We start from the raw sequence: 25372 nt of genomic DNA, 5'->3' as shown, positions 1-25372 counted from the left end.
GCACTTGGTGTAGATCCGGTGGCTGAGCCGGCCGAGGCGTCCGCCGAAGTGGACGCCACCGTCGCGGCAGCAGCCCCCAAGCGCCCCGCGGAGGAACTGAAGGCACTGGCCGAAGCCGGTGCCGCCGAGCTCGGCTGGGACGCCCCCGCTGCAGACGTGATCGCCTGGGTGGCGAGGAACTTCGAACTCCCGGCCGTCGCCGTCGCCTGCTCCATGGCCGACGCCGTCCTGCCCGCCCTCGTCGCTGACCAGATGCCCGGCGTCGACGTCCTCTTCCTGGAAACCGGCTACCACTTCCCGGAGACCTACGCCACGCGTGACGAGGTGGCTGCGAACCTCCGCGTCAACGTGGTGGACGTGCTCCCCGAGAACACCGTGGAACAGCAGGACCGGCTCCTGGGCAAGGACCTGTTCGCCCGCGACGCCGCCCAGTGCTGCGCCCTCCGCAAGGTGGCCCCGCTGCAGCGCACCCTCGCCGGCTACGAACTGTGGTTCACCGGTGTCCGCCGCGATGAGGCCCCCACCCGGACCAACACCCCGCTGGTGACGTGGGACGACAAGAACGGCCTGGTCAAGGTCAACCCGATGGCCGCCTGGACGTTCGACCAGCTGGTCCAGTACTCCGACGACAACCTCCTGCCCGTCAACCCGCTCCTGTCCCAGGGCTATCCCTCCATCGGATGCCGGCCCTGCACCCGCAAGGTGGCTCCCGGCGAGGATCCCCGCGCCGGCCGCTGGGCAGGAACCAACAAGACAGAATGCGGACTACACGTATGAGCACTTCACTGACCGAGGAGACCACCCAGGTGACTGACGCCGCCGTTTCCACGCGCCTCTCCAGCCTGGACACCCTCGAATCCGAGGCCATCCACATCATCCGCGAGGTTGTTGCCGAGTTCGAGAAGCCGGCTCTGCTGTTCTCCGGCGGCAAGGACTCCGTGGTGATGCTGCACCTGGCCACCAAGGCATTCTGGCCGGGCAAGGTCCCGTTCCCCGTGCTGCACGTGGATACCGGCCACAACTTCCCCGAGGTCATCGACTTCCGCGACCGCACCGTGGAGCGCCTGGGGCTGAAGCTCGTGGTGGGCTCCGTGCAGGAGTTCATCGACCGCGGCGAACTGGCAGAGCGCGCCGACGGCACCCGCAACCCGCTGCAGACCGTCCCGCTGCTGGACGCGATCCAGCAGAACAAGTTCGATGCCGTCTTTGGTGGCGGCCGCCGTGACGAGGACAAGGCCCGCGCCAAGGAGCGTATCCTCAGCCTCCGTGACGAGTTCGGCCAGTGGGACCCGCGCAACCAGCGCCCCGAGCTGTGGAACCTGTACAACGGCCGCCACACCGTAGGCCAGCACGTCCGTGCCTTCCCCATCAGCAACTGGACCGAGCTGGACATCTGGCGCTACATCGAGCGCGAAAACATCGAGCTTCCCGGCCTGTACTACGCCCACGAGCGCGAGGTCTTCGCCCGCGACGGCATGTGGCGCGCAGTGGGCGAGGTGTCCCAGCCGCTGCCGCACGAGGAAGTCATCACCAAGACCGTCCGCTACCGCACGGTGGGCGACATGTCCTGCACCGGCGCCGTCGAGTCCAATGCCTTCACCGTGGCCGACGTCGTGGTCGAAGTCGCCGCCTCCACCCTGACCGAACGTGGCGCCACCCGCGCAGATGACCGCATCTCCGAGGCAGCCATGGAAGACCGCAAGAAGGACGGGTACTTCTAATGAGCACCGATACTTTGGCTTCGGAGCTGGAGACAGCCCTGCCCACCACACTTTTCCGGTTCGCCACCGCGGGATCGGTCGACGACGGCAAGTCCACCCTGGTGGGGCGCCTCCTGCACGATTCCAAGGCCATCCTGGCTGACACGCTCGATGCCGTCGCCCGGACTTCCGCGGACCGCGGCTTCGGCGGGGACAAGGGCGGGATCGACCTGGCGCTGCTGACCGACGGCCTGCGCGCCGAGCGCGAACAGGGCATCACCATCGACGTGGCCTACCGCTACTTCGCCACCGACCGCCGCAGCTTCATCCTGGCCGACTGCCCCGGGCACGTGCAATACACCAAGAACACGGTGACCGGCGCGTCCACCGCGGATGCCGTCGTCGTACTCATCGACGCCCGGAAGGGCGTCCTGGAGCAGACCCGCCGGCACCTGTCCGTGCTGCAGCTGCTGCGCGTGGCACACGTGATCGTGGCCGTGAACAAGATCGACCTGGTGGACTTCAGCGAGTCCGTGTTCCGCGACATCGAAGCGGACGTGCAGCAGGTTGGCCGCGAACTCGGCCTCGGCTCCGACGGAATCAGCGACCTGCTGGTCATCCCCGTCTCCGCCCTCGACGGCGACAACGTGGTGGACCGGTCCGAGCGCACCCCCTGGTACACCGGCCCGGCGCTGCTCGAGGTCCTGGAGACCCTGCCCGCCGCGGACGAACTGGAAAGCCACCTGGAGAGCTTCCGCTTCCCGGTGCAGCTGGTCATCCGGCCGCAGGGCGCCCTGGCTCCGGACGCCGTTGCGGCCGGCCTGGACGTCGAGGCTTACCGCGACTACCGTGCCTACGCGGGCCAGATCACCGAGGGCTCGGTCAAGGTGGGGGACAAGGTCTCCGTGCTGACCCCCGGCCAGGACCCGCGCACCACCACGGTGGTGGGCATCGACTTCGCCGGCTCCTCGCTGGAGGAAGCCGCCGCCCCGCAGTCCGTCGCCCTCCGCCTGGCGGAGGAGTTCGACGTCGCCCGCGGTGACACCATTGCTGCCGCAGGCACCGTCCGCGAAGCGTCCGCAGACCTGTACGCGGCGCTGTGCTGGCTGTCCCCGAAGCCGCTCCGCGAGGGCCAGAAAGTGCTGGTCAAGCACGGCACCCGCACGGTCCAGGCACTGGTCCGCAACGTCTCCGGAAAGCTGGACCTGGCCTCCTTCCAGCTGGAGCCGGCGTCCAGCCTGGAACTGAACGACATCGGCAACGCGCAGCTCCGGCTCGCCGCACCGCTGCCGCTGGAGAACTACCTGCACCACCGCCGCACGGGAGCCTTCCTGGTGATCGACCCGCTGGACGGCAACACGCTGGCTGCCGGCCTGGTCAAGGACCACCCCGGCGACCACGAGGACGAGCGCTACAGCATCTAAAGACGCATAACCGGCCACTGCCCGCATAACCGGTGTTGCCCGGCAACTGTTATGCGGTGCCGGGCCGGTTATGCGGATTGCCCCTCGAGGACCGACTTCAGCTTCCGCAGGTCCTTCCGGGTTTCCCGGCGGATCATCGGCGCCATGAACAATCCCGCCAGCCGAGAGAAACCCGAGGGGCTCCCGCTGTTGCCGAGGGTCATGCGGGTGCCGCCGCCGTCGTCCGTCCACGTGTAGGTGGTCTGCATGGGGAAGGGGCCCTGCGAGGTGCGCATGACCAACCGCTCTCCGGGGACGTACTCCACGAACTCGTACGTGTAGTTGAGCTCGCGGCCCAGGAATTCGGCCGTGAACGCGACCCTGGACCCGATGCCGATGGGGCCGTCCGTGAGCCGTTGCGCGCGGTGGATGTTGGTGTACCACTGCGATGCGTTGTCCGGGTTGGCTGCGTACTCCGCCACCTCGGTGCGGGGACGGTTGATGACCATCTCGGTCTGGACATTGACCATAGGTGCCTCCTGGTTGCGGGGTTAGTCTGGAACCCACGTTAGTCCGGGGCGGCGGGAGGACCATGGAGACCATCAACGGCAAGCTGCTGAACTGGGCGTCCATCCTGGATGAGAAGACCCGCGAGCAAGCTGTGATGACCGCCGGCCTGTCCTTCATCTACCCGCATCTGGCGCTGATGCCGGACGCGCACCTGGGCAAGGGTGCCACCGTGGGGTCCGTGATTCCGACGCTCGGCGCGATCATTCCGGCGGCGGTGGGCGTGGACATCGGTTGCGGCATGATCGCGGTGCGGACGCAGTACTCGCTGCCCGACCTGCCCGCGGACCGGCGGCCGCTCAGGGAAGACATCGAGCGGGCTGTCCCCCTCTCCGCCGGGCACAATAACAGGAAGGTGCTTCCGACGGCGGAGCCCCGGGTTGCTGAGCTGAAGTCCCGCGCCGCCGCGGCCGGGTTCGATCCGGCCCGGTACGTCGAAAAATGGGACCTGCAGCTGGGGTCCCTCGGCTCGGGCAACCACTTCATCGAGGTGTGCGCGGACGAAACCGACCGGGTGTGGCTGTTCCTGCACTCGGGCTCGAGGGGCATCGGGAACAAGATCGCCCAGCACCACATCGGCGTGGCCCGGCAGGTGGCGGCAAGGCTGAAGGTGCACCTCCCGGATCCGGACCTGGCCCACCTGGAGGAGGGCACGCCTGAATTTGACCGGTACATCGCCGAGCTCCGCTGGGCCCAGCACTTCGCACTGCTCAACCGCGAGGAAATGATGGACCGGGTCACCGCCCGGTTTGCGCGTTTCGTGGGCGGGCCCGTGGAGGAACTGGAGCGGATCAACTGCCACCACAACTTCACCCAGCAGGAGACGCATTACGGGAAGTCCGTCTGGGTCTCACGCAAGGGCGCGATCAAGGCCGAGCGCGGAGATCCGGGACTTATCCCCGGATCGATGGGCACGGCGTCGTACGTGGTGGAGGGCCTGGGGAACCCGGCGTCCCTGAACTCCTCGCCGCACGGGGCGGGCCGGGAGTACTCCCGCAACGCGGCGCGGAAAGCCTTCACCCTTGAGGAGCTCAAGCGGGCCATGCGGGGCATCGAGTTCCGGGCGTCCGAGGCGTTCATCGACGAGATCCCCGCCGCGTACAAACCCATCGACGTGGTGATGCAGGACGCCGCGGACCTGGTCACGGTGCGGCACACGCTCCGGCAGCTGGTCAACGTCAAGGGGGACTAATGTGACGCCAGATTAACCCGCGTGACCCCGGGTTTCCGCGTCATTGAACGGGGTTTGGGCCACTCCCTATGGTGAAACAATGACTAGTTCCAAGCCCGGGATGAGGCGCATCGTGGCAGGCGAAAGCGCAGTGCCACGGCGCAGGCGTGCCATCGAGGCTGCCCTGGCCATCGGGCTTGTCCTGCTGATCGTGGCAGGAGCCGTAGTGGCGTCCAACCTTTCCAGGAACAGCGGGGCGGAAGCCGCCGCTTCGGGTCCGGCCGCAGAGCTCCGGCTGGGTTACTTCGGCAATGTGACGCACGCGGCGGCGCTGGTCGGCGTGAAGAACGGCTACCTCGCCGGGGCCCTGGGCAGCACCAGGCTCAGCACCGAGACCTTCAACGCCGGCCCGGCAGCCATCGAGGCCCTCAACGCCGGCGCCATTGATGCCGCCTACCTGGGCCCCAACCCTGCCATCAACTCCTTTGCCAAGAGCCAGGGTGAGTCCGTGCGCGTCATCGCCGGGGCAGCGGCGGGCGGTGCGCAGCTGGTGGTCAAACCCGGTATCAGCTCCGCGTCGGACCTGCGCGGCAAGACCCTGGCCACGCCCCAGCTGGGCGGCACCCAGGACGTCGCCCTCCGCGCCTGGCTGGCCAAACAGGGATTCAAGACCAACGTGGACGGCAGTGGCGACGTCGCCATCAACCCGACGGACAACGCCCAGACCCTCAAGCTTTTCCAGGACGGAAAGCTCGACGGCGCATGGTTGCCTGAGCCTTGGTCCTCCCGCCTGGTGCTCCAGGCCGGAGCCAAGGTCCTGGTGGATGAAAAGGACCTGTGGGACGGAACCGGAACAGGCAAGCCGGGCCAGTTCCCCACCACGGTGCTGATCGTGAACCAGCGGTTCGCCGCCGCCCACCCGGACACCATCCAAGCGCTGCTGGCCGGACACGCGGAGTCGGTGGCGTGGCTGAACAAGGCGCCGGAGGCCGAAAAAGCGCAGGTTATCAATGCCGCGCTGCAGGAGGCTGCCGGGGCGGCCCTGGCCGGTGACGTGCTGGACCGCGCCCTCGCCAACATCACTTTCACCCTTGACCCGCTGGCCGGAAGTTTCCAGCACCTGCTGCGGGACGGCGTCGAGGCCGGAACTACCAAGGAAGCCGACATCAACGGCCTGTTTGACCTCCGCGCACTCAACCAGGTCTCCGGCGCCGAACGGATATCCGCCGCCGGCCTCGGCCAGGACTGACCCGCTCTTCCACCAACTTAAGGACCCACCATGCCAGTCGTACTGGAACACCTGGGCAAGCGCTTTGGCGACGGCGCCCCGGTACTGGATGACGTCAACGCCACCATTGCCCCGGGTGAGTTCGTTGCCCTCCTTGGTGCATCGGGCTGCGGCAAGTCCACCCTGCTGAACATCATCGCGGGGCTGGAGCCGCCGTCGTCGGGCGCTTTGGAGGTGCCCAGCGATGGGGCGGCGTTCATGTTCCAGGACGCGGCGCTGTTTCCGTGGCTGACGGCACGGGAGAACATCCAGCTGGCGCTGAAGATGCGCGGGGTGGGCAAGGCGGAGCGCCAGGCCAAGGCGCAGGAGCTGCTGGAGCTGGTGCACCTGGATGCCGCCGGCGACAAGCGCCCCCACGAGCTTTCCGGCGGCATGCGGCAGCGCGTGTCCCTTGCCCGCGCGCTGGCGCAGGACCGGCAGCTGCTGCTCATGGACGAGCCGTTCGCCGCACTGGATGCCATCACCCGGGACCTGCTGCACGACGAACTCGAGCGCATCTGGAAGGAAACCGGCCGGACCATCGTCTTCGTCACCCACAACGTCCGCGAAGCCGTGCGGCTGGGACAGCGCGTGCTGCTGTTGTCCTCCCGCCCGGGCCGCGTGGTCCAGGAATGGGACGTCACTGAGGAACACCGTACCGACGCCGGGCTCGCCGGCCAGCTGACCGGGGTCATTACGGCCCGGCTGCGGGAGGAGATTCGCCGCCATGCCAAGTAACCCCACCCCGATTGAGGACAGGCAGCGCGCCGACGCCCCGCACATCCACGCCGCGTTGACCCGCACGTCCACCGGTAAGGAGGACCTGAGGCAGCTCGAGTCCGGCTTGGATTCGCTGCAGTCGGACGCCGCGGGCAGGCACCGGATCGACTGGTCCCGTGCTCTCCTGCCGGTCGCCGCGCTGGCGGTGCTGGTCCTCATCTGGCAGTTCTATGTGTCCCTTGGCTTTAAGCGCCGGGATCAGGTGCCCGGACCGCTGGACGTGCTGGGGCAGCTGGGAACGCTCTGGGGCGACGCCAAGCTGCAGGAAGCGATGTGGACCTCGCTGGAGCGCGGGCTGGTCGGCTTCCTGATTTCCGTGGCCATCGCGACGCCGGTGGGGCTGCTGCTGAGCCAGGTCGCGCCGCTCCGCCGGGCGTTCGGGCCGCTGATTTCCGGCCTGCAGGTGCTGCCGTCCGTGGCGTGGGTCCCGGCGGCGATCATCTGGTTCGGCCTGACCGACGCCACCGTGTACTTCGTGGTGTTCATGGGTGCGATCCCGTCCATCATCAACGGGCTGATTTCCGGCGTGGACCAGATCCCGCCCCAGTACCGCCGCGTTGGCACCGTCCTTGGTGCGTCCCGGCTGCAGATGGCGCTGCAGATCATCCTGCCGGCCGCACTTCCCGGGTACCTGGGCGGGCTCAAGCAAGGCTGGGCCTTCTCCTGGCGCTCGCTGATGGCCGCGGAAATCATCGCGGTGGGCGGGACCATCGGTTTCGGACTGGGCTCCCTGCTGGACCAGGGCCGCGACCTCTCAGACATGACCATAGTGATGGCTGCGATTCTGCTGATCCTCGGCGTCGGGATCCTGATCGAACTGCTGGTGTTCGGCCCGATCGAGAAGCGTCTCCTGCGCCGCCGCGGCCTCCTGGCCGGCAGTACGCGCTGAGCCGGGCGAGGTAACCGCACTTCTCTGGCGTCCCCGGGCCGGCCGGGTATAGCTTGAACCGTACCGGCAACTCTTGCGAGTCCGGGCTGGCGCTGAGCGTGAGGCGGACACATGGAACATGCGGTCGGAACGGATGAAGGCGTGTTGGCGGGGATAGGATCAACCCCCCTCATTGAACTGCGGAAAGTTGTGCCGCCCGGCTCTGCCCGGGTGCTTGCCAAGCTGGAGTTTGCGAACCCTACCGGGAGCATGAAGGACCGCATGGCGGCCGCCGCGATCAGCGCGGCCGAAGCGCGGGGTGAAATCAGCCCCGGAGACACCGTCGTCGAATACACGGCCGGGACCACCGGCATCTCACTGGCGCTGGTCTGCGCGGCCAAGGGTTACAAGCTCCATGTGGTTTTCTCCGACGCGTTCAGCGATGAAAAGCGGCGGACCATGGAAGCGCTCGGGGCCACTGTGGAGGATGTTCCCAGCGACCATGGAAAAATTACGGAACAACTGATCAAGGCCATGATCGCCCGCGCGGGTGAGTTGAGCCGGCAGCCAGGCCACTGGGCCTGCGACCAGCTCAACAACCATGACGCCATTACGGGCTACCTGGCCCTGGGCGAAGAGATCTGGCAGCAGTCCTACGGCCGTGTTGACGCTTTTGTACAGTTCGTGGGCACCGCCCACTCGATCCACGGGACGGCGCGCGGCCTGCGGGCACACGTCCCGGCGGTCCGCATCATCGCGGCGGAACCCGCCGAGTCGGCCGTGCTGTCCGGCGGTCCGACCGGGTCCCACCGGATCGAGGGTACCGGCATCGGCTTTATCCCGCCCCTGTGGGAGCCGGCTGAAGTCGACGGGATTGAACGTGTCCCCTCTGAGGAAGCCATGGCAATGAGCCGGCGGCTTGCCCGCGAGGAAGGTGTCTTCGCCGGCACCTCATCCGGCGGGAACGTCGTGGCGGCCCTGCGCATCGCAAAAGAGCTGGGGCCGAACGCCACCGTGGTCACCGTCATGGTCGATTCGGGCTTCCGCTACCTCAGCACCGGCCTGTACGGGCACTGATTGTGTGACGCAGGATTACCTTCCGTGAACTGGTGTTGCTCCGCCTTTGTGGGCGTTTGTGACGCGGCCCTACCGTAGATCTATGGCAATTCAGGACATTTACCCCACGGCGCTGCGGCTGCTGGGCCGCCCTGTGCTGGTGGTGGGCGGGGGACCGGTGGCAGCACGCCGCGCCAAGGGCCTGCTCGACGCCGGCGCCGTGGTCACCGTGGTGGCTCCCGTTGCCTCACCCGCGCTCCGGGACATGGCCGACGCCGGCCTGCTCACCTGGACCGCGCGCCCGTACGTTTCGACCGACGTCGACGGCGTCTGGTTCGTGCAGACGGCAACCGGCGATTCCGCCGTGGACGCCCTGGTATCGGCCGACGCCGAGGCGCAGCGCGTCTGGTGCGTCAACGCCTCAGACCACGAAGCCTCTGCTGCCTGGACTCCCGCCGTCGCCGAAGTGGATGACATCAAGATCGCCGTCAACGCCGGGGGAGACCCGCGCCGGGCCATGGCCGTCCGTGATGCCGTGGCGACCGCCCTGGAATCCGGAGACCTTCCGCTGCGCCGCCGCCGCGCCCATCAGGGGAGCGTGGCGCTCGTGGGCGGCGGCCCCGGCGACACCGGCCTCATCACCGTCCGCGGCCGCCGTCTCCTCGGCCAGGCCGACGTCGTGGTTGCCGACCGGCTCGGCCCCCGCGAACTCCTCAACGAACTCGCCCCCGACGTTCGCGTCATCGAGGTCGGCAAGACGCCCGGCCACCACCCGGTGCCGCAGGCCGAAATCAACCGGATACTCGTGGACGAGGCCCTGCAGGGGCGCCGCGTGGTCCGGCTCAAGGGCGGCGATCCCTACGTCCTGGGCCGCGGCGGCGAGGAGGCTGAGTACTGCCGCCAGCACGGCGTCGAGGTTGAGGTGGTCTCCGGCGTCACGTCCGCGATCTCCGTTCCCGCCGCCGCCGGCATCCCGGTGACCCACCGCGGCCTGGCCAAGGGCTTCAGCGTGGTCACCGGCCATGAGGAACTTTCCGAGGTCCCGGCCCGCGCCGACCACACCATCGTCCTGCTGATGGGTGTCGGCCAGCTGCGCGAATCAGCGTCCGCGCTGGGCGAAGCGGGCCTGCCTGCCGGCACCCCGGTTGGTATTGTGGAGAACGGCTATTTGCCCAACCAGCGCGTGACGATTGGCACGCTTGGTTCGATCGCCGACCAGGCCCAGGCCGCCGGCGTCGCAAATCCCGCAGTCATTGTCATCGGGGACGTGGTGCGCGTGAGCCCGTTCGCGCCGCCGCACTTCAAAACCGCTGACTACGGCACCACCACGCCGAACAAGCCCCGCAAGACCGCCCTTACCCCCTGAAACCCATCGATGCTCCGCAACTGCCGTTATGGAGGCCCAAACCGGCAGGTACTCAGCAATCGATGCAGAAGAAAAGGAACACAGCCGTGTCATCAAGCACCACCGTAGGTTCTGCCGAACGTCCGCTGCGCGTCGCCGTCGTGGGCTCCGGCCCGGCCGGCGTCTACGCCGCGGACATCCTCACCAAGAGCGAAGCCGTCAAGAGCGGCGAGCTGACCGTGAGCATCGACCTCTTTGACCGCTACCCGGCACCCTACGGCCTGATCCGCTACGGCGTTGCCCCGGACCACCCCCGCATCAAGGGCATCGTCAACGCCCTGCACAAGGTGCTGGACCGCGGCGACATCCGCTTCTTCGGCAACGTGGACTACGGCACGGACCTCACCATCGAGGACCTCCGCACGCACTACGACGCCGTCATCTTCGCCACCGGCGCCATCAAGGACGCGGACCTGAACATCCCTGGCATCGAGCTGGAAGGCTCCTTCGGCGGCGCCGACTTCGTCTCCTGGTACGACGGCCATCCGGACGTGCCCCGCGAGTGGCCGCTGGACGCCAAGGAAATCGCCGTGATCGGCAACGGCAACGTGGCCCTGGACGTTGCACGCGTCCTGTCCAAGCACGCAGACGACCTCCTCGTCTCCGAGATCCCGGACAACGTCTACGCCGGCCTGAAGTCCTCGCCCGTCACCGACGTGCACGTCTTCGGCCGACGCGGCCCGGCCCAGGTCAAGTTCACCCCGCTGGAGCTGCGCGAACTGTCCCACTCCAAGGACGTGGACATCATCCTTTACCCGGAGGACTTCGAGTTCGACGAGGAATCGGACCGCCAGATCCAGAGCAACAACCAGACCAAGACCATGGTGGGCACGCTCACCAACTGGATCGCCGAGCAGCCCGAAGACGTCTCCGAGCTCAAGGCCTCCCGCCGCCTGCACCTGCACTTCCTGCACAGCCCGGTGGAGATCTACGACGCCCCCGAAACACCGGGCAAGGTGGCCGGCATCAAGTTCGAGCGCACCGAACTGGACGGCACCGGCAACGCCCGCGGCACCGGCGAGTTCATCGACTACCCGGTCCAGGCCGTGTACCGCGCCATCGGCTACTTCGGCTCCGCCCTCCCGGAGATCGAGTTTGACCACACGAAGGGCGTCATCCCGAACGACGGCGGCCGCGTCCTGGACGCGTCCGGCACCCACGTGCCCGGCATCTACGCCACCGGCTGGATCAAGCGCGGCCCGGTCGGTCTGATCGGCCACACCAAGGGAGACGCCCTGGAGACCGTGACCTACCTGCTCGAGGACCGCGGGAACCTTCCGGTTGCCAGCGTTCCCGCGGAAGACGCCGTCGTGGACCTCCTGGACGCCCGCGGCGTGAAGTTCACCAGCTGGGAAGGCTGGCTTGCCCTGGACGCCCACGAACTCGCCCTCGGGGCAGCCGCCACGGAGGCCGGCGGCTCGCACGGCGTCGAGGTCAAGCGTGAGCGCATCAAGGTGGTACCGCGCGAGGACATGGTCAGCATCTCCCGCGACGGCGTTGCCGCCCAGGTCTAGCAGCGGACCGCTTTACCGCCCTGCACCGCCTGCAGCCATGAGCTCCAGGCGGTGCAGGGTTTCGCGGTTCCGGACCGAAATCGCCGGATCGCGGAACGTCTTGGGCACCCGCTTTCCCGGCCCGCGGATCGCGTCCTCCATGATGGTCACCAGGCACTGGCCGCCCCGGTCCTCGATCGTCAGCACCACCTTGGCCTCGCCCATGGGCCAGCCGCGCGCCACCAGTTCCAGCCTCTTTCCCGGCTCGACAGCGGTGACCCGGCTGCTGTCGTTGATCACCAGCGGCCAGGCGCCGACGGAATGGTGGAGCCTCGAGCCTTCCTGCGGCCAGTGATCGTCCACGGCCCGGATCCGCGAAGCACCCACCACCCAGCCGGAGTACAGCCAGCCGTCGGCGATCACTTTCCAGACGTTGGCGGCGGGGGCATTGAACAGCCGGGACACGGTGGACATGGCGTTCCTCTCTGTTGCGGCAGTGCCGCCAGGTTGGGGCAGGACAGAACGTACGACGGCGGCGGGAGGCACCCGCTGCGCCGTCCGGTAGGAGGGCTCCCGCAGCAGCCGGGTCCAGGCATAGGTTGCCGCTCCCGGCGGGCGGTGGGCCAGTGGGTCGAAGGGCAGCGGAGTGTCCGAAGGCCCGTCCGGGACGTGCAGCCTGAGCTCGCCGCACCGGTTCCACTGGCCACCGGGCCGCGCCCAGTACAGGCCCAGGACCCACTCCCCGGAGGCCGGCGACCCCGCCGGAAGGCTGAAGGTCCGGAGCCCGAGCAGGACCGGACCGCGCCGGCCCCGGTAGGGCATGAGGGTGGTCAGGGCGGCGGCCTCGACGTCCAGCCGCGGCTGGAGGAGGAAACGGCCCCGCACGTTCCAGCCTGTTGAGGCGAACAAGATGTCCGCCGGTCCGGCACCAGGGGAAGTGACCCTCAACGCCAGGCCCAGGATGTCCGGCAATGACTGCGGCAGCCCCACAGACCGGGAAAACCGTGCAGCCACCGTGTCCATGCCGGGCGCATCGAGCCAGTCCAGTCCGCTGGCTCCTTCCGGGGTTCCATTCCGGACCAGCTCACCAGTAAGGCCCAGGCCTTTCGGATGGATGGGGCGGTCCGGCCGCAAAAGCTTTAATCCGCCGAACCCGGCCGCGACGACCTTGCCCAGAGCCCTGGTGACGGGCGCTGAAGGGACCCGGGTGCCGCCGTCGTGCGCTGCGTGTGAGCTGCGCTGCTGTGTCATGGTTCCTCCGTACCCCAACCTACATGCGTCCAAAACGGGCGCGGATGAGCGCAAAGATGCCGTACGCGATGAAACCCGCACCGATGGCCACCAGCAGAGACGGGCCGAACGGGTGCTCGCGGAGGGCCTTGAGGCTGCCGTCCAGCCCGGTGGATTCCTCGGGGCGGTGCTTGGCCGCGGCGATCACGAACAACAGCCCGGCAAGGTTGAGTGCGACGCCCTTTGCCGCGTGGCCGGTCACGCCGAGGGTGTCGATGAGGCGGCCACGGCGGGTACCGTCGAACGCCAGCAGCTCTTCCTTGAAGCCGCGCCGCAGGCCCTTGATGACGAAGTAGACCCCCACGCCCATGATGGTCAGGCCGAGGGCGGCCAGCACCCAGGGGCCCAGGGGATGGGCCATCAGGGTGGCGCTGAAATCGCGCGTGCTGTCCCCGGAGTCCCCGGGCATGCCCACGGCAAAGCCCGCGAAGCTGAGTCCCACGCTGCCGTAGGCGACCGACAGGAACCCGGAAGAGATGAGCTTCCCGGCCCGTTCCTTGTGCGGAAGGTGCCGGGCGCGGAGTGTGGCCTCGCTGGCCTGCCAGAGCGCGAGCCCTGCGCACGCAGCCACGCACGCCCACATCACGGCCGGTCCCCACGCATTGGCCGCCAGTTGTTCAATGGCGCCGGTGGCTTCCGCCTGGCCGGGCTGGCCAAGCGCGATTGCGATGGCGATGGCTCCGACGATGAGGTGCAGGATAGCCATCACGCCAAAACCGGCGCGGGCCAGGAAGTCCAGGGCTTTGGCGTTGGAGGCGTCCTCGAGGACGTCCGCGGCCTGGCTGATGGTGGAGTCCGGTTCCCGCATGGCGTCAGCCGTTCATGGGCCCTTCAGCGCGCAGTTTTTCCGCGCCAGGTCCTTCGACGTGGATGGTGCAGCGGACCACCAGCCGGCCCGGTGCGTTCTCCAGTTCCACCAGGGAGTCGTTGCCGCTGAGCACCGTGAACGCCTCGGAGCCAGGCACCGCCTCCACCCCCTTGGCCGCGGCTGTTTCCCGCGCGTTCTCCAGCGCCTCGCGCTGGAGTGCGTCCACGTAGGAGCTGTCGGATTCGCGTGCCGGGTCCCCGAAGGCCCAGCCGAACAAGGTGCCTGTCATTCCCATGGCGACGATACTACGTGGTTGCACCGGCAAAATGCGGACTTTCGTAACATTAGTAAGTGTGCTTACGATGGCTTCATCGTGGCCCCTGCCGGGGGCACGGACATGCACCGGAATCCGGATCAACGTTAGGAACGCATCATGGCAGGAAACCTCATTGCCCGGTCAGTCCACGACCTGACGGCTGCGGCATGGTTCGGCGGATCCCTCATGGGTGCCATCGGACTCAACGGGGCGGCAGCCCAGGCCAAGGACCCGGCCGAACGGACCCGGCTCTCCAGTGCCGGATGGATGAAGTGGGCACCGGTCCAGACGGCAGCCTTCGCCTCCCATCTGGTCGCGGACCTGGCGATCGCGTGGGAGAACAAAGGGCGCATCGCCGCGCAGGACGGCGTCGCGCGGGACACGGCCATTAAGACGGCGGTCACGGTCGCCGGCGCAGCGGTGACGCTTTACTCGGGCCTCCTGGGCAAGAAGGTGGAGAAGCTTGCCGGCGAGGGTTCCGAGGGTGCCACCGAACCCCGCCCGGGCGCGTCCGACGAACTCCGGTCCGCGCAGCAGCAGCTGAAGATGCTGCAGTGGGTCATTCCCGTCTTTGCGGGGGCAGTGGTTGTGCTCGGCGCCAAGCACGGCGAGATGCAGCGGCCCAAGAACGTCTTCGCCGGCCTCCGCGGCTAGGCACCCGGCTGCCACGGGCGGCCGCAAGCAACGCGAACGACGACGGTCCGGCACCAGGGTGCCGGACCGTCGTCGTGCGTCCCCTCCCGGAAGGGGGGGCTAAACCGGTTGTGTGTTGGCCGGCGGGAGGTCCGGGTTCATGTCCGTGAGATGGGGATCCTCGGCAGTCCACACCTGGATGATCGCCCAGACGACGGCGGCAAGCGGTACGGACAGAACCGCACCGACGATTCCGGCCAGGATGGTCCCGGCAGTCAGCGCCATCAGGATGACCAGGGCGTGCAGCTGGAGCGATTTACCCATGACGATGGGCTGCAGGAGGTCGCCCTCGAGCTGGTTCACCGCGACGACGACAGCCACCACGATCAGGGCCACCACCGGCCCGTTCGCCACCAGCGCCACGAGGGCGGCGAGGATGCCCGCAACGGTGGCGCCCACCAGCGGAATGAAGGCGGTAATGAAAACGATGACCGCCAGCGGCAAGGCCAGCGGCACCTGCAGGATCAGCAGCGCGGTGCCAATGGCCACGGTGTCCACGAGCGCCACGATGGCGGTGCCCCGGACGTAGCCGCCCAGGACCTCCAGGGTCCGGCGGCCGACCCGGCGCAGCTTCGCCTCACGGCGTCCGCTGAAGGGGCGGAGCAGGAAGTTCCAGATCTTGGCGCCGTCCTTGAGGAAGAAGAAAAGGATGACCACCATGAGGCCGGTGCCGGCAATGAATTCAGTGACCAGCGATAGCCCCGTGATGGCCCTGGAGCGGGCCTGGCTGCTGGTGATGAAGTCGATGATCCCCTGGCGTGCCTCCTGGAGCTGGCCCTGGTCCAGGGGGACCGGGCCGTTGAGGAGGAAATTCTCCAACTCGTCCAGGCCGGTTGAGGCCTGCTGGGCCAATTCGGCCCACTGGTTCCGCACGGAGAGGTAGATGATGGCACCGACGCCGGCCAGCAGGGCCAGCAGGGCCACGAACGCAATGCCGGTGGCCAGCCCGCCCGGGATGCCGCGCCGGCGGAGCATGTTAACAAACGGGCCGATGGCGGCAGCCAGGATCAGCGCGATCAGGACGGGGATGACCAGCAGTTTGATCTGCATTAGCGCATAGACGGAGACGGATACCAACAGCAGGATCAGCAGCACCTGCGCAGCGCGGGTGCCAACCCTGCCCAGCCCGTCAGCCCAGAGTGCGGCCGCTCCGGACTTCGGTGCCGGGTGGACGGCCGCCGCCGGCGGGTTCTCGGTGCAGGCCCTGCGGGCGGCAAGGCGTGAAAAGGGCGCCATGGGAACTCCTCGTGGTTGGGGCGCCTGCGGGCCGGCTGGACGGCAGGCGTGACTACCTCGTCTGACAGTAAGCCTACTGAGCGTTCCCGGAGCGGCAGAATCCGACACGGCGCCCGCCCGCCCGGCCCGCTGACCCGCCCGCAGGTGGGGTTATTCTGCCAGCCACTCCGCGCAGGAGTTCAGGTTCCGGCTGACCGTGGCCACTGCGGCTTCCTCGTCGCGGCGCTCGATGGCCGCAAGCAGCGCCCCGTGCCCCTCGTGCGGCAGCCCGTCGAAACCGGGCCGGCGGTGCTGGGCGAGCAGGTCCTCGTGGAAGGCTGCCCCGAAACTGGCGTACAGCTCGTGCAGCAGCGGATTGGCCGACGCCAGGGCCACACGTTCGTGGAACCGCCAGTCGGCCTCCGCCCAGGCCGCATAGTTGCCCCCCTGCCAGGCCTGGTCCCGGGCGGCGAGGAGACTGCGCAAGGCCGTGACGTCGTCGTCCGTGGCATGGCGTGCTGCAAGGCGCGCGGCCTGGGTATCAAGCCCCAGGCGCACCTCGAGGACGTGCTGCCCGGCATGGTCCTGGTAAAGCCGCCGGGCCGCCCCGGAAATCTCGCTGGTGGCCCGGACGTAGGTGCCGTCCCCGCGCCGGACCTCCAGCATGCCGGTGTGCGCCAAAGCTTTCACGGCCTCCCGGAGCGTGCCGCGGGAGATGCCCAAGCCCGCCATGAGCTCGGGTTCGGAGGGAATGCGCCGGTCCAGGGGCCATTCGCCGGACTGGACCATGGCGCGGAGTTTGGCGGTTACTTCCTCAGCCAGGGGCTGGCGGTGCGAGGGGCTCAGTTCCATGGCTGCTACTTCCTGGCTCCGGTCATCGCACGGCCGGTGACCTGGTGCGAGACGACGATCTGCACCAGGGACAGCGCCAGCAGCAGGGCGAGCGGCAATGTCCAGCTTCCGGTGGAGCTGTGCAGCAGTCCCATCCCGAACGGTCCGGCGGTGGCCAACAGGTAACCGGTGGACTGCGCCAGCGTGGAGAGCGCGGTGGTTTCGGCGGTACTGGCGCCACTTCGGCTGATCATCACCATCACCAGCGGGAAGATCCCCAGGCCGAAACCGAGCAGGATGGCCGGGACCATGGCAAGGCCCGCAGGCAGGAACAGCAGCAGCGCGACTCCAACTGTCATGGTCCCGCTGGCAAGGTAGAACGCGGGGCGGAGCATGCGCGGCCGCGACCCGATGGCGATCAGCACCATGCCCGCCGGGACGGACACCAGCTGCATCAGTCCGAACAGCAATCCGCTGTCCGCTGCGCTTCTGCCCATGGTGGTGAGCATGTACGGGAACCAGCTCATCAGTGCGTAAGCCAGCAGTGACTGGAGCGTAAAAATCGCGGTCAGCAGGATGCCCTTCCGGGTGCGCAGGAGCGGCCACGGCGAGATGGGCGCGGCGGTGGTGCGCGTGCTGTTGCGGTGCGCGTGCAGGGCTACGGGAAGGAAGCCGAGGAACGCTGCGACGGCGGTGATTCCGATGGCGCCCACGGCGGCCGACGGCGAGCCCAGCGCCTGCGCCAGCGGAACCACCGCGACGGAGGCCACCGTGGCTCCGGTGGTCATCGTCACCGTGTAGAGGGCGGTCATCAGGGACGTGCGGTGCGCAAAATGTTCGCGGATGAAGGACGGCATGGCCACATTGCAGACGGCCAGCCCGGACATGCCCGCCACGCTGCCTGCCACCAGCATGCCGGTGGCGGGGATCCCGCGCAGCAACAGCCCGCCGGCCAGCATGGCCAGTGAGACCAGGATGGCGTTCTCCACGCCCAGCCTGCCCGTCAGCCATGACGTCCCCGCCCCCGCGAGCGAAAAGCACAGCGTGGGGATGGATGGGATGACCGCAGCCACCAGCGTCCCGTAGCCGAGGACCGCCTGCAGGTCGTGCAGGAGCGCGGACGCCCCGGTAATCCCGGCACGCAGGTTCAGTCCGATGAGTACCAGCGCAATGACCCCGAAGGCGACGGCCGAACGCGCCTTGCGCGCCTCTTCCGGAGCGTTGGGGGCGGCGGGCGCGGGGGCGGCCGGAAGCACGGAATGCGAAGGCGGTGTGGGCATCGTTCAAGGATAAACGTTAGACGTTTGACGTCTAGGGTTTTGTGGGGAATCTCTCCCGGTGGGGCGGCGGGCGAAATAGACTGCGGAAAACACACCACGCGGGAGGACAGCAGATGAACGTCCAGGGCATGGAAGTGGAGCTGAAGTACGACGCCGGCCCCGAGGCCCGGGTGCCCCGCCTCGCGGATCTGCCCGGGGCTGGGCGCGTTGCGCCCCCACGGGTGGACAGACTCACCGCGGTGTATTTCGACACTCCGGGACGTACGTTGGCCGGCCGTGGGATCAGCCTGCGGCGGCGCACGGGCGGGGCGGACGAGGGCTGGCACCTGAAGCTTGCGCCCGAAAAACCGGAAGGGGTTGGCGGAGGTGCGGAACCGGGAGCACCGGAGATCCGGCGTCGCCGGGAACTGCACGCGCCCTTGGGCAGGCCCGACGTCGTGCCTGACCCGTTGCTGGCACACCTGCACGTGTACCTGCGGGGGGCTGACCTCGCCCCCACGGTTCGGCTGGAAACGGAACGGACCACGCACGCCCTTTACGGCCCGGACGGCACACACTTGGCGGACCTGGCCGACGACAGGGTCTCCGCCAGCCTCCTGCCCGCCGGAGCCGGAGCGTACCGGTGGCGTGAGTGGGAATTCGAACTGGTGCATGGCGGACCGGAGCTGTTGGGCCCGGCGGCCGAACTGCTGGCAGCCGCCGGCGCCACCCCCGCCCCGCACGCGTCGAAACTTGCCAGGGCGCTCGAAGTGCTTGCGGAAACCGGCCCGGGCCGCGCCGAAAGCACCAACGGCCAAAGGGCCCCGGAACTCGCGGCGGGGAAGGAAGCGCCGGCCGCGGCCGTCGTCGGCCTTTACTTTGCAACGCACCTGGACGAGCTGCTGGCCAATGACCCGGCCGTCCGGCTGGAGGAACCCGAAGCCGTGCACAACATGAGGTCGGCGGTGCGGCGGCTCCGCTCGGCGCTGGCCGCGTACCGGAAGTTGTACGCGAGGGCGCCCCTGCGCCGGCTCGCGGGTGAACTCAAGTGGCTGGGCGGCATGCTGGGCGGGCCGCGCGATGCAGAGGTCCTCCGGGAACGGCTTGACGGGCACGCCGCGGAACTGCCGCCGGGGAAGGACTCGGCCGCGGCCCGGGAGCGGCTGGGCCGCCACGGCGCAGAGCAGTACGACGCCGGATACCGCCGCCTGCTGCTCGCGCTGGAATCAGGGCGCTACTTCCGCCTGCTTGCCGCGCTCGAGGATTTCCGGGATGCTCCGCCGCTGCGGATGGGGGCCGCCTCGAAGGGGATCCGGCGCGGCCGAAAGGTGTCCGCCCGGGCTGTGGCGAAGGCCGCGAGACGCCTGCGCCGAGCGCAGAAGAAGGCCTCCGGAACCCTGGGAGAGGGCGACTACGAGCAGGCGCTGCACCGGGTGCGCAAGGATGCGAAGCGGCTGCGGCACGTGGCGGAGTCGGCGGAACCAGTGCGGCGCAGGGCCCGAAAGGTGGCCAAGGCCGCGCACCGGCAGCAGAAGGTCCTGGGCGATTTCCATGACGCCGTCATCGCCCGTGACCTCGTGGCACGGATGGGCAGCGACGGTCCCTATGCCACCCTGCACGCGAGGGAGATCGAACTGATGGCCGCGGCGGAGAAGAAATACCGGAAGGCCCGGAAAAAATCGCGCCGCCTCCTGCAGCGCGGGGTCACATAACACCGCCTCAGGGCCGTTTGTTGAGCGGGATGTGACCGCGCGTTGGTGCGGTCGCGGCGGAGTTGCCGGGGCGGGAGGCGAGCCGGGCAACGGCCAGGGCCAGCCAAAGCTGGACGCGGTCCGCGGTGACGGAGGGGTCGTATCCGGTGAGCTCGGTGATCTGTGCCAGGCGGTAGCGGACGGTGTTCCGGTGCAGCGTCAGCTCCTCCGCCACGGCGGCCACCGAGCCGTTGTTGTTCAGGTAGCTTTCCAGCGTGGCCATCAGCTCGGAACCGTGGGTGGCATCAAAGTTCCGCAGCGGCGTGAGCGATTCCCGCGCCATGTCCGCCAGCGGCACGTCCTCGCTGGCCAACAGCAGGGAGGTCAGGCTCAGCCGTTCCGGTTCGTTGACCGGGAGGCCGTGGCTGGCGGCGTCCCGGGCTTCGTAGTAGCTCCAGCGCAGGCCGTTGGGCTTCGTGTAGGCGCCGCCGATCCCGATCGTCGCGTGGATCCCCGCCTCGGCGAGGTGGTCGCTGAGCCGGCGCGCCAGCGAGGGTGCCGACCCGCCGTCGTCATTGATCACCAGTACCAGGTCCTTGTTGACGACGGCGGCCACCGCCTCCCCGAGGTCGCGCGGCACCGAGGTGCTCGCCAAAGCCTTGTGGTGGGCCGCGGACACGGCCAGCAGCACCACATTCTTGCGGGTGCTGTTGATGCCAACGCCGGCGAGGCGGCGCTGGGCTTCGCTGGTTTCCAGGGCGCCGTTGATGACGTCGTCCAGCACCTGCCCGCACAGGGCGCGCTGGGCCTGCCGCTGCTGGACCATGTTGTTCAGCTCCACGCTGATCAGGTTCTGGGCGTAGCCGATGATTCCGGTGTCCTCGAACGGCTGCCGGACCCACAGGGTGCACGCGTCACGGCGGCCGGTGGGCACGGGATAGGAGGACCAGGTCCCGGTGGACGGCGTTTCGCCGGTGCTGTTGTAGAGCTCGGCGGTGAACTGGGTCAGCGCGATGCCCGTGCGCAGCATGCTGCCCAGCTGCTTCAGCAGTTCACCAAGCCCGCCCCCGGTCAGGAGCGCGCGGGCCAGCACCTGGTGCCCGGCGATCAGGCGCTCCAGCTTGGCGTAGTGGTCCGCGGACTGGGCGTCCGCCACCAGCTTGCCGATGGCGATGAACGGGGTCTCGTACGGAACCTCGACCACCGGCAGGCCCCACCGGTTGGCCTCGGCCAGCAGCGCCGGGGGCACTGATTCGTGCGAGAGCCCCACGCCGAACCCGATGCCTACGGCGCCGGCGCGCTGCACCTGGCGAACGAAGCGGCGCTGGTCGGGGGCGGAGCGGAGCCGCAGGCCCGTGGTGAGCACCAGTTCGCCGCCGTTCAGGAACCGCTGCGGGTCCTCCAGTTCGGTCACCGCCACCCAGTTGATGTCCTGGTGCCAGGTGGTTTCGGCCAGCCCCGCCTTGGACAGTTTCAGGGAACCGACACCCAGCAGGGCGGCAAGGGAAATAGCCATGGACCAAGGATAGTCGGGTGCTGGTCAACCGCACTAAAGATGGCGGGCAACGGTGTGCAGGTGGCTATTCCCTGCCACGGGGTGCTGGCATAGGCTCAAGGCAGATCCAGCCATCAGCTCCCGCCCACCCGCGCGGCTGCCGGTAGCCACAAAGAAAGAGGTTGTACACCGTGGTCCAAACCTTGCAGAACTTCATCAACGGCGAATTCGTGACGCCGGCAGGCACTGAGCTGCTGGACATCGTGAACCCCACCAACGGTGAAGTGGTGGCCCACTCGCCGGTTTCGGTGGAGGCAGACGTCGATGCAGCGATGGCTGCCGCCAAGGACGCCTTCAAGTCCTGGAAGCACGTCACGCCGGGACAGCGTCAGCTCATGCTGCTCAAGCTCGCGGACGCCATCGAGGCCAACAGTGACGAACTCGTGGAAGCCCAGCACCGCAACACCGGCCAGGTCCGTTCGCTGATCGCGTCCGAGGAAGTGGCCGCCGGCGCGGACCAGCTCCGGTTCTTCGCCGGCGCCGCACGCATCCTGGAAGGCAAGTCCGCCGGGGAGTACTTCCAGGGACACACGTCCTATGTCCGCCGCGAACCCATCGGCGTGGTGGCCCAGGTGGCGCCGTGGAACTACCCGTTCCTGATGGCCATCTGGAAGATCGGCCCCGCACTTGCGGCCGGCAACACGGTGGTCCTCAAGCCCTCCGACACCACTCCCGAGTCAACCCTGGTCCTGGCCCGCCTCGCCGGGGAGATCTTCCCTGCCGGCGTGCTGAACGTTGTCCTGGGAACGGGCCGGACCGGCTCACTGATGGTGGAGCACAAGGTGCCCGGCCTGGTGTCCATTACCGGTTCGGTCCGCGCCGGCATCGCCGTGGCCTCAGGCGCCGCGAAGGGCCTCAAGCGGGCCCACCTGGAGCTGGGGGGCAAGGCGCCGGCCATCGTTTTCAAGGACGCGGACATCAAGAAAAGCGCCGCCGCCATCGCCGAGTTCGCGTTCTTCAACGCCGGCCAGGACTGCACGGCCATCACCAGGGTGCTGGTGGAGGAATCAGTGCACGACGACGTCGTGGCAGCCATGGTGGAGCACACCAGGACCCTGCGCACTGGCTCGCAGGATGACTCGGAAAACTACTTCGGTCCGCTGAACAACGTTAACCACTTCAATGCCGTCCGCTCCGTGGTGGCCAACCTGCCGGAGAATTGCCGGATTGAAATCGGTGGCCACCAGGCGGGGGAGAAGGGCTACTTCTTCGAGCCCACCATCATCACCGGTGCCCGCCAGACGGACGACGTGGTCCAGCACGAAACCTTCGGGCCGGTGATCACAGTCCAGAAGTTCAGCACCGAGGAAGAAGCCGTGGAGCTGGCCAACGACGTTGACTACGCACTGGCCTCCAGCGTCTGGACCACCAACCACGGAACGGCCATGCGCCTGAGCCGTGACCTGGACTTCGGCGCCGTGTGGATCAACACCCACATCCTGCTCACCGCCGAAATGCCCCACGGCGGATTCAAGCAGTCCGGCTACGGCAAAGACCTCTCCATGTACGGCGTGGAGGACTACACGCGCATCAAGCACGTCATGTCCGCCCTCGATTCTTAAGAAAGTAACCCGATGACCACCACCGCATCAGACATCACCTTCCGCCTGGAGCAGAAGCGCCGCGTGCACGCCGACTTTCCGGGTCCCAAGTCCGTGGCACTGGCAGAACGGCGCAAAGCCGTAGTCGCCGCCGGCGTCGCGTCCGGCGTTCCCGTCTACGTGGCGGATGCCGACGGCGGCATCATCCATGACGTGGACGGCAACTCCTTCATCGACCTCGGCTCGGGCATCGCGGTCACCAGCGTGGGCGCGTCGGATCCCGCTGTCGTGGGCGCCGTCAAGGAAGCCGTGGAGCACTTCACCCACACCTGCTTCATGGTGACCCCCTACGAAGGCTACGTCGCCGTGGCCGAGCAGCTGAACCGCCTCACCCCCGGCGACCACGAGAAGCGCACTGTCCTCTTCAACTCAGGTGCCGAAGCTGTGGAGAACGCCGTCAAGGTGGCCCGCCTGGCCACCGGGCGGGACGCCGTCGTCGCTTTCGACCACGCCTACCACGGCCGCACCAACCTGACCATGGCCCTCACCGCGAAGGCCATGCCGTACAAGACCAACTTCGGCCCGTTCGCTCCCGAGGTCTACCGGATGCCCATGAGCTACCCGTACCGCGAGGAAAACCCCGCGATCACGGGTGCCGAGGCCGCGCAGCGGGCCATCACCATGATCGAGAAGCAAATTGGCGGTGAGTCCGTGGCCGCGATCATCATCGAACCCATCCAGGGTGAGGGCGGCTTCATCGTCCCGGCCGAAGGCTTCCTCCCGGCGCTGGCTGCGTGGGCCAAGGAGAAGGGCATCGTCTTCATCGCCGACGAGGTCCAGTCCGGGTTCTGCCGCACCGGCGAATGGTTTGCCGTGAACCACGAAGGTGTTGTCCCGGACATCATGACCCTGGCCAAGGGCATCGCCGGCGGCATGCCGCTCTCAGCCATCACCGGCCGCGCAGAGCTGCTGGATGCAGTCCACCCCGGCGGCCTGGGCGGCACCTACGGCGGCAACCCGGTGGCGTGCGCCGCGGCGCTGGCGTCAATCGGCACCATGGAGGAGTACGACCTTGCCGGGCGCGCCCGCCACATCGAAGCCCTGGCCACCGGCCGCCTCCGCGAACTGCAGGCGGAACTGGCCGGGGCCGGAACCGGCGTCATCGGCGATGTCCGCGGCCGCGGTGCCATGCTGGCCATCGAGCTGGTGCAGGCGGGCTCGAAGGAACCCAACCCGGAGCTGACCAAGGCCGTGGCCGCAGCCTGCCTCAAGGAGGGTGTCATCATCCTCACCTGCGGCACCTACGGCAACGTGATCCGCCTGCTCCCGCCGCTGGTCATCACCGACGAACTGCTCAACGACGGGCTGGACGTCCTGGCAGCTGCCATCAAGGCCCACGCGTAACAGCCGCTGCCCTGCGCGCCGCCGAGTTCTTCCGGGCGGCGCGCAGCATGTCCAGCGTGAGCAGGAGCAACGCCAGCCACACCACGCCGAAGCCGATCCAGCGCTCCAGCGGCATGGCTTCGCGGAAGACCAGCAGGGCCACCACGAACTGCAGCAGCGGCGCCATGTACTGCAGCAGCCCGATGGTGGTCATGGGCAGCCGGCGGGCAGCCGCGCCGAAGAACAGCAGCGGGACCGCCGTGATCACGCCGGAGGCCACCAACAGCCAGAAGTGCCCGGTGCCCTGCGTGGTCAGGGTGGCCGTTCCGTTCATGGCGAGGACTGCCATGGTGGCCGCCGCGAACGGCGCCAGCACCATGGTTTCCACGCTGAGGCTGGTCACCGCGTCCACCCTGGGACCCACGCGCTTCTTCACGAAGCCGTACAGGCCGAAGGTCACCGCCAGCGTCAGGGCAATCCATGGGAGCTTTCCGTAGGAGTAGGTGAGCACGCCCACCGCCACGAAACCGGTCCCGACGGCGGCCCACTGCAGCGGGCGCAGCCTTTCCTTAAGCACGAACACGCCCAGCAGCACGGATACCAGCGGGTTGATGAAGTAGCCCAGCGCCGCTTCGACGGCCTGGCCGGTGGTGACGCCGTAGGTGTAGGTGAGCCAGTTGGCGGCGATCAATGCAGCAGCCAGGGCCAGGGAACCGAACAACTTCCGGTCGCGGAAGGCCGCGGCAAGCGCCGGCCACGCCCGGGTGGCGGTAATCAGCAGGGCGCAGAACACCAGCGACCACACCACCCGGTTGGCCACGATTTCGACGGCGCCTGCCGGCATCAGTGCGAAGAAGTACAGCGGCAGCAGCCCCCACAGCCCGTAAGCGCCGACGCCGAAGAGAATTCCCGCCGTCGTCTCCTTGTCCACGGCCTTGGGGCCTGGCGGCGTGGCGCCGGGCGCCTGGGGGGCCGCAGAGCGTGGGGCCGCCGCAGTGGCAGCGGCGCTGGCTGGAGTTACTCCATCGGGTGTAGGCACGCAACCCATAACATCACCACCAGGGCCGGTATTCCAGCACG

General features: G+C 68.3%; 23 protein-coding genes. 14 read left to right on the top strand and 9 right to left on the bottom strand.

What is annotated here, in order from left to right:
- The first annotated feature begins 48 nt into the window (after positions 1-48).
- From ACIQCN_RS14110 to ACIQCN_RS14100, 3 genes are read left to right on the top strand one after another with little or no spacing between them, the layout of a single operon-like run.
- Positions 49-777 (top strand): phosphoadenylyl-sulfate reductase, encoded by a 729-nt coding sequence (locus ACIQCN_RS14110; protein ID WP_400611454.1) that lies wholly within the window; start codon positions 49-51, stop codon positions 775-777.
- Positions 774-1721 (top strand): sulfate adenylyltransferase subunit CysD, encoded by a 948-nt coding sequence (gene cysD / locus ACIQCN_RS14105; protein WP_400611432.1) that lies wholly within the window; start codon positions 774-776, stop codon positions 1719-1721. Before ACIQCN_RS14110 ends, cysD begins: the two co-directional genes overlap by 4 nt.
- Positions 1721-3124, top strand: a complete 1404-nt coding sequence (locus tag ACIQCN_RS14100; protein WP_400604633.1) for a sulfate adenylyltransferase subunit 1 — start codon at positions 1721-1723, stop codon at positions 3122-3124. The genes cysD and ACIQCN_RS14100 overlap by 1 nt, the downstream gene beginning before the upstream one ends.
- Before the next feature lie 68 nt (positions 3125-3192).
- On the opposite strand, the gene ACIQCN_RS14095 is transcribed toward ACIQCN_RS14100, so the two are convergent.
- Entirely contained in the window at positions 3193-3633 is a 441-nt protein-coding gene (locus ACIQCN_RS14095) for an SRPBCC family protein (protein ID WP_400611430.1), read from the bottom strand.
- Between the two features lie 62 nt (positions 3634-3695).
- Here ACIQCN_RS14095 and ACIQCN_RS14090 point away from each other — a divergent pair, with 62 nt between their 5' ends.
- The 7 genes from ACIQCN_RS14090 (at position 3696) to ACIQCN_RS14060 (ending at position 11731) form a co-directional block, all read left to right on the top strand.
- Positions 3696-4862 (top strand): RtcB family protein, encoded by a 1167-nt coding sequence (locus ACIQCN_RS14090; protein WP_400611428.1) that lies wholly within the window; start codon positions 3696-3698, stop codon positions 4860-4862.
- A 100-nt stretch (positions 4863-4962) separates the two neighbouring features.
- Complete coding sequence (locus ACIQCN_RS14085) at positions 4963-6090, top strand: ABC transporter substrate-binding protein (RefSeq protein ID WP_400611452.1); 1128 nt, start codon at positions 4963-4965, stop codon at positions 6088-6090.
- A gap of 30 nt (positions 6091-6120) precedes the next feature.
- Positions 6121-6846 carry an ABC transporter ATP-binding protein gene (locus ACIQCN_RS14080; RefSeq protein WP_400604627.1) on the top strand — a complete coding sequence of 242 codons (726 nt, stop codon included), beginning with the start codon at positions 6121-6123 and terminating at the stop codon, positions 6844-6846.
- Positions 6836-7777 carry an ABC transporter permease gene (locus ACIQCN_RS14075; protein WP_400611426.1) on the top strand — a complete coding sequence of 314 codons (942 nt, stop codon included), beginning with the start codon at positions 6836-6838 and terminating at the stop codon, positions 7775-7777. The genes ACIQCN_RS14080 and ACIQCN_RS14075 overlap by 11 nt, the downstream gene beginning before the upstream one ends.
- Before the next feature lie 111 nt (positions 7778-7888).
- Complete coding sequence (locus tag ACIQCN_RS14070) at positions 7889-8833, top strand: PLP-dependent cysteine synthase family protein (protein WP_400604623.1); 945 nt, start codon at positions 7889-7891, stop codon at positions 8831-8833.
- 82 nt (positions 8834-8915) lie between these two features.
- The gene (cobA, locus tag ACIQCN_RS14065; RefSeq protein WP_400611424.1) at positions 8916-10178 is read left to right on the top strand and encodes a uroporphyrinogen-III C-methyltransferase; all 1263 of its coding nucleotides are present in this window, start codon (positions 8916-8918) and stop codon (positions 10176-10178) included.
- Positions 10179-10264: 86 nt separating this feature from the next.
- Positions 10265-11731: an FAD-dependent oxidoreductase gene (locus ACIQCN_RS14060; RefSeq protein ID WP_400611422.1), complete on the top strand. Its 1467-nt coding sequence runs from the start codon at positions 10265-10267 to the stop codon at positions 11729-11731.
- Positions 11732-11743: 12 nt separating this feature from the next.
- On the opposite strand, the gene ACIQCN_RS14055 is transcribed toward ACIQCN_RS14060, so the two are convergent.
- The 3 genes from ACIQCN_RS14055 to ACIQCN_RS14045 are packed head-to-tail and all read right to left on the bottom strand — an operon-like array spanning position 11744 to position 14097.
- Positions 11744-12961, bottom strand: coding sequence for an SRPBCC family protein (locus ACIQCN_RS14055; RefSeq protein WP_400611420.1), 1218 nt, complete (start codon positions 12959-12961; stop codon positions 11744-11746).
- Between the two features lie 19 nt (positions 12962-12980).
- Positions 12981-13808 carry a DUF1206 domain-containing protein gene (locus ACIQCN_RS14050; RefSeq protein WP_400604616.1) on the bottom strand — a complete coding sequence of 276 codons (828 nt, stop codon included), beginning with the start codon at positions 13806-13808 and terminating at the stop codon, positions 12981-12983.
- Between the two features lie 4 nt (positions 13809-13812).
- Positions 13813-14097 (bottom strand): hypothetical protein, encoded by a 285-nt coding sequence (locus tag ACIQCN_RS14045; protein WP_400611418.1) that lies wholly within the window; start codon positions 14095-14097, stop codon positions 13813-13815.
- A gap of 144 nt (positions 14098-14241) precedes the next feature.
- Between ACIQCN_RS14045 and ACIQCN_RS14040 the strand changes: the two genes are divergently transcribed.
- On the top strand, positions 14242-14778 hold the full coding sequence (locus ACIQCN_RS14040) for a hypothetical protein (RefSeq protein ID WP_400604612.1): 537 nt from the start codon (positions 14242-14244) through the stop codon (positions 14776-14778).
- A 99-nt stretch (positions 14779-14877) separates the two neighbouring features.
- Here the strand turns inward: ACIQCN_RS14040 and ACIQCN_RS14035 are convergent, their stop codons facing one another.
- From ACIQCN_RS14035 to ACIQCN_RS14025, 3 genes are all read right to left on the bottom strand, one after another.
- On the bottom strand, positions 14878-16053 hold the full coding sequence (locus ACIQCN_RS14035; protein ID WP_400611416.1) for an AI-2E family transporter: 1176 nt from the start codon (positions 16051-16053) through the stop codon (positions 14878-14880).
- Positions 16054-16203: 150 nt separating this feature from the next.
- Positions 16204-16884 (bottom strand): FadR/GntR family transcriptional regulator, encoded by a 681-nt coding sequence (locus ACIQCN_RS14030; protein ID WP_400604608.1) that lies wholly within the window; start codon positions 16882-16884, stop codon positions 16204-16206.
- Positions 16885-16889: 5 nt separating this feature from the next.
- A complete protein-coding gene (locus tag ACIQCN_RS14025; RefSeq protein WP_400611414.1) occupies positions 16890-18143 on the bottom strand; it encodes an MFS transporter in 1254 nt (417 codons plus the stop codon).
- 113 nt (positions 18144-18256) lie between these two features.
- Between ACIQCN_RS14025 and ACIQCN_RS14020 the strand changes: the two genes are divergently transcribed.
- The gene (locus ACIQCN_RS14020; RefSeq protein ID WP_400611412.1) at positions 18257-19834 is read left to right on the top strand and encodes a CHAD domain-containing protein; all 1578 of its coding nucleotides are present in this window, start codon (positions 18257-18259) and stop codon (positions 19832-19834) included.
- A 7-nt stretch (positions 19835-19841) separates the two neighbouring features.
- Here ACIQCN_RS14020 and ACIQCN_RS14015 read toward each other — a convergent pair whose 3' ends face one another.
- Complete coding sequence (locus tag ACIQCN_RS14015; RefSeq protein WP_400611410.1) at positions 19842-21329, bottom strand: PucR family transcriptional regulator; 1488 nt, start codon at positions 21327-21329, stop codon at positions 19842-19844.
- A gap of 170 nt (positions 21330-21499) precedes the next feature.
- On the opposite strand from ACIQCN_RS14015, the gene ACIQCN_RS14010 reads away from it, so the two are divergent.
- Both ACIQCN_RS14010 and gabT read left to right on the top strand, forming a co-directional pair.
- Positions 21500-22930, top strand: coding sequence for an aminobutyraldehyde dehydrogenase (locus tag ACIQCN_RS14010; RefSeq protein WP_400604602.1), 1431 nt, complete (start codon positions 21500-21502; stop codon positions 22928-22930).
- 12 nt (positions 22931-22942) lie between these two features.
- The gene (gabT, locus tag ACIQCN_RS14005; protein WP_400604601.1) at positions 22943-24313 is read left to right on the top strand and encodes a 4-aminobutyrate--2-oxoglutarate transaminase; all 1371 of its coding nucleotides are present in this window, start codon (positions 22943-22945) and stop codon (positions 24311-24313) included.
- Here the strand turns inward: gabT and rarD are convergent.
- Entirely contained in the window at positions 24297-25340 is a 1044-nt protein-coding gene (gene rarD, locus ACIQCN_RS14000) for an EamA family transporter RarD (protein WP_400611408.1), read from the bottom strand. The two genes, gabT and rarD, sit on opposite strands and share 17 nt — an antisense overlap.
- Positions 25341-25372: the final 32 nt, after the last annotated feature.

Origin of the sequence: Pseudarthrobacter sp. NPDC092424 (assembly GCF_044754925.1) — a bacterium.
Lineage (GTDB): Bacteria > Actinomycetota > Actinomycetes > Actinomycetales > Micrococcaceae > Arthrobacter.
The sequence above is the reverse complement of the archived record's forward strand: the minus strand, read 5'-3'. Positions and strand labels throughout refer to the sequence as shown.